Origin of the sequence: Marinobacter sp., from assembly GCF_041595835.1 — a bacterium.
Lineage (GTDB): Bacteria > Pseudomonadota > Gammaproteobacteria > Pseudomonadales > Oleiphilaceae > Marinobacter.
On record NZ_JBFHJO010000079.1, the window covers coordinates 1 to 5,993 of the forward strand.

Genomic DNA, 5,993 nt, shown 5'->3' on the forward strand with positions numbered 1-5,993 from the left:
GATCAGCCAAGCCCCGCTGAACCGATGGTGGCCGCTGTGTACGAAAACATTGCAACTCAGATGGCACAACGGAACAAACTGGAGCGTGCGCTGGAGATACTCAACCGAGGCCGCATACTTTTCCCGCAATCTGAAAGCATCGCACTGAAACTGGCCGCCATTGAATTCCAGCAAGGTAACACCTCAGAAGCCAGAAACGCTCTGCAAGATGCCAAACAGTATCACCCGGACTCCCCTGCGCCTTACCAGATCGAAGCCAGCTACTACGAAAATGCAGGTGAACACCAACAGGCCGCAGAGCTCTACGAGCTGGCGCTGACCAAACGCAACTCAGCCGAACTGGAAGTTGCTCGCGCTCGCGCGCTCACCAATGCAGGTCGCGGCCAACAAGCCATTGAAGCGCTTGAAGATGCCGCCACCCGCTTCCCCAATAGCCAGGCGGTGCTCCTGAATCTGGCGATGAGCCACCAGCAAGCCGGCCAGTCAGAACAGGCAACCCAACGTTACCAGCAACTGCTGGAAATCAGCCCTGATAATCCGGTTGTGCTAAACAATCTCGCATGGCTCTATTACGAGAATGGTAATGAAAAAGCGAGCGAGCTTGCCCGGAAAGCCTATCAACTGGCCCCCCAAAATGCCGCCATTGCTGACACCTATGGATGGATACTCTTTGAAACCGGAAAGCAATCCGAAAGCTTAAGCGTGCTTAAAAACGCCCACGAGCTGGCGCCGGAATCCCAGGAGATCGCCATGCATCTGGTAGAAGCCTACCGCGCTGCGGGTATGACAGATAAAGCCAAGCAAGTGATGGCAAAATTTGAGGATTCCCCCAATAGCTAACTCGCTATAACCGCCCCGGCGTCATAACTAAACGTTCCTATACGCCGGTGGCGGTCCTTGCCTTTCGCAACAATACTTTACATATTGTTTCAAAAATTAAAGAAAGGTGAGGTATGGCTACTATTAAAGCATTGGGTCTGGGCACTTTGGTTGTAGTCGTCAGCGGTTGTCAAAGCTGGCAATTCCGCGATATTGAGAGCCTGCCACCTACTGCCGCAGTGCCTGAAGTTAGCAAACCGGGTCAAGTTGATGCGTGGTACTTCGACTCCATCACAGGCAACAACGTACAAAGCCTGCTTGATGCGCCAAAATATCCCGATTCGCCCGACGAAATAGCCACACTCTCCGAATTACGCCAAGCCGCCAGCAGGGGCAACAACTACGGCACCTTAATTCAGGGCTTCATCGCACCGCCCACCACCGGCGAATACACCTTTTACATCAGTGGTGACGACGAAACGCAACTTTGGCTATCCGATTCACAAAACGCTGACAATGCAGTGCAGATCGCCATGACCATGGCCACACCCCAGGACAATTTCTCCAGATACAGCTCCCAGACTTCAGGCGTTCACTATCTGGAAGCCGGGAAAAAATACTACTTCCAACTCAGGCACAAAGAAGGCGGCTGGGATGATCATTTCACCGTAGCCTGGTCTGGCCCGGGAATTTCACAACAAGTCATAAAAGGCGAATACCTCTTCAGTTGGGCAATGAACGGGCCCGACAGCACACCAGATATCAGCACAGAAGAAGCCTACGAACTCGGCTATAAAATCGGTTATTTCGATGCACAACAAGGCCTGAGCTTCAACGAAAATTACCCTCTTCTGGACGAAGACGGCGACAATCTGTACGACAACTGGGAAACGATATATGGGCTTGACCCTTTAAATCCAGATGATGCTGCTTCAGACAAAGACAACGACCTGCTGACAGCACTTGACGAATTCTGGGCCCGCACAGATCCAAACGCAGAAGATACTGACAGAGACGGCCTGCCAGACGGTTACGAATACGCCTACGGCATGGACCCAACCAACCCGAACGATGCCGGTATTGATTTTGATGGCGATGGCTATAGCGCTCTCGACGAATACATCGCAGGCACCAACCCGGAAGACCCGGAAGACGCTCCCCTTGCAGAACCAGTTTATGCGCCAGGCTTTGCTGGCCAGTATTTTACCGGCACCAGCTTTGACGAATTTCTTTACACCCAGCAAGATCCGGAGATCAACTTCAGCTGGGGCAATAATGCGCCGTCGTCAGAAATGCCCAAGGACAAATTCAGTGTACGCTGGCAAGGCTGGTTTACCCCACCGCACACATCAGGAACAAAGGAATACACGTTTACAACAACAACGGATGATGGTGTCAGGCTTCGGTTAAATGATTCGCTGGTCATTGACCAGTGGAAAAACCAATCGCCAACCGCCTACACAGCCGTCGCTGCCCTGCCTGCCGAAACACCTGTTGCAGTCACCATGGAGTATTACGAGTCTGGCTGGGGCGCTACCGCTAAACTCACCATCGCTGATCCGGAAACTGGCAACACCCTTTCAACACCCAGCGTTGTTCAACACCTGAAACTTGACAGTGATATAGCTGAAAGCACCTTAGGCGATGGCATAGATGACCTGTACAAACTTCGCTACGGCCTCCCCATCCTGCAACCTGTCGCAACGGAAGTGCTTAACAGCAGCGGCGTAACGGTACTCGATGCGTATAAATCAGGCATGCACCCCTACACCCTCGAAACCGTATCTGAGCCAGATTCACCGGTAACCAACACACCGGAGCAAAGTGTTCCCGGGCTTGGCAGCGTTACGCTCTCATGGACACCGCCAGGTACCCGCGTGGATGGTAGCAGCATTGCACTGAGTGAAATCGAGGGCTATCGCATCAGCTACGGGCAAGACATTAAAAACCTGAACCAGTCTGTCGAGGTTCCTGCTGAAACCACCCAAACCACGTTGAATGAACTAGCCATAGGAACCTGGTTCTTTACCATTCAGGTTATAGATACCAATGGTCTGAGCAGCGAATCTTCAGAGCCCGTGGAATATACCGTCAAATAGCGATACAGGTCGTCGAAATACTTTACACACGACCTCAACGTCAGACAATTAAGCATGCATTTTCAATGGGTTACAAACTGGCACAATGCATGCATAAGATAGTATGAAACATTGAAAAAGAACACTCACTGGAGGAGTGACTACCATGAAAAAAATTACTCAAGGCTTGGCGTTAGCTGCAGTAATGGGCGCATCAGGATTTGCCCAGGCTGCTTTCATTAATGCAGTAGCCAACGGAAACGCACCTGGTGTCGTTGCTGAACAGAGCGTACCTGGTGATAACGGTTACGCCACCGGCGGTGACGGGCTCGGCGTCTGGACTGCAGACACACCTTATTACAGCGTGGGCGATACCGTTCTGTTCGGGCACAACCTGAAGTCTACTACTGCAGACCCATTCAAGCTCACCTTTACCTACCTGGGCAAAGAAGCTTCTGATAACAACCAGTTCTACTGGGGCAATACCCTTGCCTTCGACACAAACAGCAACCCAGATGATCAGTTCAGTGCTGTTTTCTACGGTGGCATGGATCAGTTCTTAGGCTTCAGCTTCAAGAACCAACCAGGCGTTACCGTAAATAACGACGGCGCCAACGGAAGTCAGTTCGTTACAGCTAATCCCAACTCAAGCGTTAACTTCAACCTCTTTTATGTGGCCGAAGACGAGTACGTCATCAGTTTTGATGATGGGTACACTGGCGATGATAACCACGACGATATGATCATCCACGTTAAGGCCTCTAAAGTTCCTGAGCCTGGCACACTTGCCTTGTTCGGTCTGGGTCTGGCGGGCATTGCCGTTCGCATGAAAGGCCGTAAAAAAGCCTGAAGCCATGTAGTGTGGTATTGTTTAAGGCCCTGCATACGCAGGGCCTTTTTAATTGGTTGCCACTGAATGAATATACAGATTGTTTACGCCGGCAGTGGGCTCGGGCTAAAGAAAGACGCTCAAATTCTTATGGCCGCACTCACAGCAATGGGCCATACCTGCCATCAATCTGAGCTTCCTCCGACTCCCGCGTGGCGCAATAAACTCTCGCACTTCCGCCACCGGTTTATGACACGGTACTTACCAAAACCCGTTGATCACCTTTATCACACTCTTAGTCGCAGGCTAAAAACTTCCGCAACCAAAACCATTAAAGCGGACCTGGTCATACATCTCGAAAACATCCGCCCTTCTCACCTTGACTGCAGCGCCAAACACTGGCTGATTCCCAATCAGGAATGGTTCATTGAGTCCCGCACGTCGTACCTCAGATTTGTTGACCGCGTTCTTTGTAAAACTCAACACGCCACAACAATCTTCTCAGGCCTGCACCCAAATACTCATTACCTTGGCTTTACCGGGGTAACCAAGGAAGGCCCCCACCAAAATCCAGATAAAGATTTCCAGCTTGCGGTCCACGTTGCCGGCAACAGCCAATTCAAGGGCACTAAACCCCTTCTGAACTGCTGGCGCCAGCACCCGGAATGGCCAAACCTGGTACTGATATCAAAACATTCGGGTGACAACCCGCCCCATCCAGACAATATAAAAATACACAAATCTCTGACAGATCAAGACTTGTCTGAGCTCTGGCAACACGCGGGATTTGCAATCATACCCTCAGAAGTAGAAGGCTACGGGCAAGTACTGGCAGAGGCTATGAGCCACGGCTGTGTAACCATCACCACCGATGCGCCGCCTATGAATGAACTCATTGATAAAACCCGGGGATTCCTGGTCACACCAACTCATACTCAACCATTTCGCCTTGGCACCCGTTATTTTGTGTCGCAGGAAGAAATAGAGAAAACGATGGCAGAGGCCCTTCAAGCCAGTGATGCAAGCCTCCGGAAAATGTCTGACGCAGCCAGGCTCTGGTATCAGAACAATCATGCTGAATTTCTTCAACGCCTACAGCAGCAAATCAATCAGATAACTGAACAACCTCACGCTCAATCGAAGAAATAACCGCTGGAAACGTTAAATCAATAAATCCGGCTAAGGTTTCTTCAGGCTCACAGTCCACGCAACTGACTGCCGCTATCAGAAGACTGGCATCATCCCGGCTATCAAAGAAACCGGAAACCTGAGCCAGCTTTGCTCGCCATTGATCAGCCTCCCAGCGACCTTCCACCAGATAGCTGTAGGCAATATACACGTGCTCCCCTGTCACCCGACTTTTCAACGAAATGCCCTGCAAAGGAACGCCAAGATTGGTAGTTACACTAAAAAACTGATCAGGTATCCATAAATCCCGGTCATACAAGCGGTTGCTGTACTGTATCAACTCGGCCCTATGGCGCTGAAACTCATAGGTGAAAGCACCAAGGTAAAAGGTTTCATTCACGCTTCCACCTGCCTGCACATGCTGACGATCAAACAAGGTTTGCACATACACACGGTCAGGGTTGCGGATCAGGGGCCGCCATCCAGCAAGCTGCGCCCCAAACACCGGTGCATACCGGCCCTGCAGATCAACACTGTAGCTAGCAGGGTTCTCGGTAACCATTGACCGCTTCTCAGGTAACAACACCCAAGTCATTGCAACCAACACAAACACACACACCAAAGCCACCCATGTGCCCTTGGTATTTACTGTCGTGCCGGACGATTCAGACAACTCAGGCTGAGCGGCATCGTCTCGCAGCTCAAGCCGCCGCGCGATAAAATACAGAGGCACCAGAGTGCCAGCAAATACCCACCACCCGAAACTTTCGTGATCTTCAATTAAACCGGACTGCATGTTCGTTTCATAACCCATATAGATGATCACAAACACGCGAATCCAGTTAGCCATCAGAGCAAAAGCCACCCCCAATCCAAACAGCATCAGGCGGGAGCGAACACGAGACAGATACATTTCGCCGTAAATCAGAACCAGAGCTTGCCCAACCAGCAAATACCGAAGCCCTGAACAACCATGCGCAACCTCAAAGGTGCCTATACCGACCAAATAAACAAAAACACCCTCAATCTCGAAATTAATATCCAGAAAGCCAAGCAGAAACTTGTTCACCGCAACGGTGATTAGCTGAAGATTCCAGGCCAGAAAATCCCACACAGGAACCGTGAGAAACAAAAGTCCC

Annotated in this window: 5 protein-coding genes; 4 read left to right on the top strand and 1 reads right to left on the bottom strand. The window is 50.9% G+C overall.

Features of this window, described 5'->3' with window-relative positions; genetic code table 11:
* From ABYA77_RS14440 to ABYA77_RS14455, 4 genes are all read left to right on the top strand, one after another.
* On the top strand, positions 1-840 hold an 840-nt coding region (locus ABYA77_RS14440; protein ID WP_372966661.1), incomplete at its 5' end, for a tetratricopeptide repeat protein.
* A gap of 113 nt (positions 841-953) precedes the next feature.
* Entirely contained in the window at positions 954-2,918 is a 1,965-nt protein-coding gene (locus tag ABYA77_RS14445; RefSeq protein WP_372966662.1) for a PA14 domain-containing protein, read from the top strand.
* A gap of 145 nt (positions 2,919-3,063) precedes the next feature.
* Positions 3,064-3,747, top strand: a complete 684-nt coding sequence (locus tag ABYA77_RS14450) for a PEP-CTERM sorting domain-containing protein (RefSeq protein ID WP_372966663.1) — start codon at positions 3,064-3,066, stop codon at positions 3,745-3,747.
* A 66-nt stretch (positions 3,748-3,813) separates the two neighbouring features.
* The gene (locus ABYA77_RS14455; protein WP_372966664.1) at positions 3,814-4,875 is read left to right on the top strand and encodes a glycosyltransferase; all 1,062 of its coding nucleotides are present in this window, start codon (positions 3,814-3,816) and stop codon (positions 4,873-4,875) included.
* Here the strand turns inward: ABYA77_RS14455 and ABYA77_RS14460 are convergent.
* Positions 4,832-5,993: exosortase-associated EpsI family protein (locus ABYA77_RS14460; protein WP_372966665.1), on the bottom strand; the 1,162-nt coding region annotated here is incomplete at its 5' end. The two genes, ABYA77_RS14455 and ABYA77_RS14460, sit on opposite strands and share 44 nt — an antisense overlap.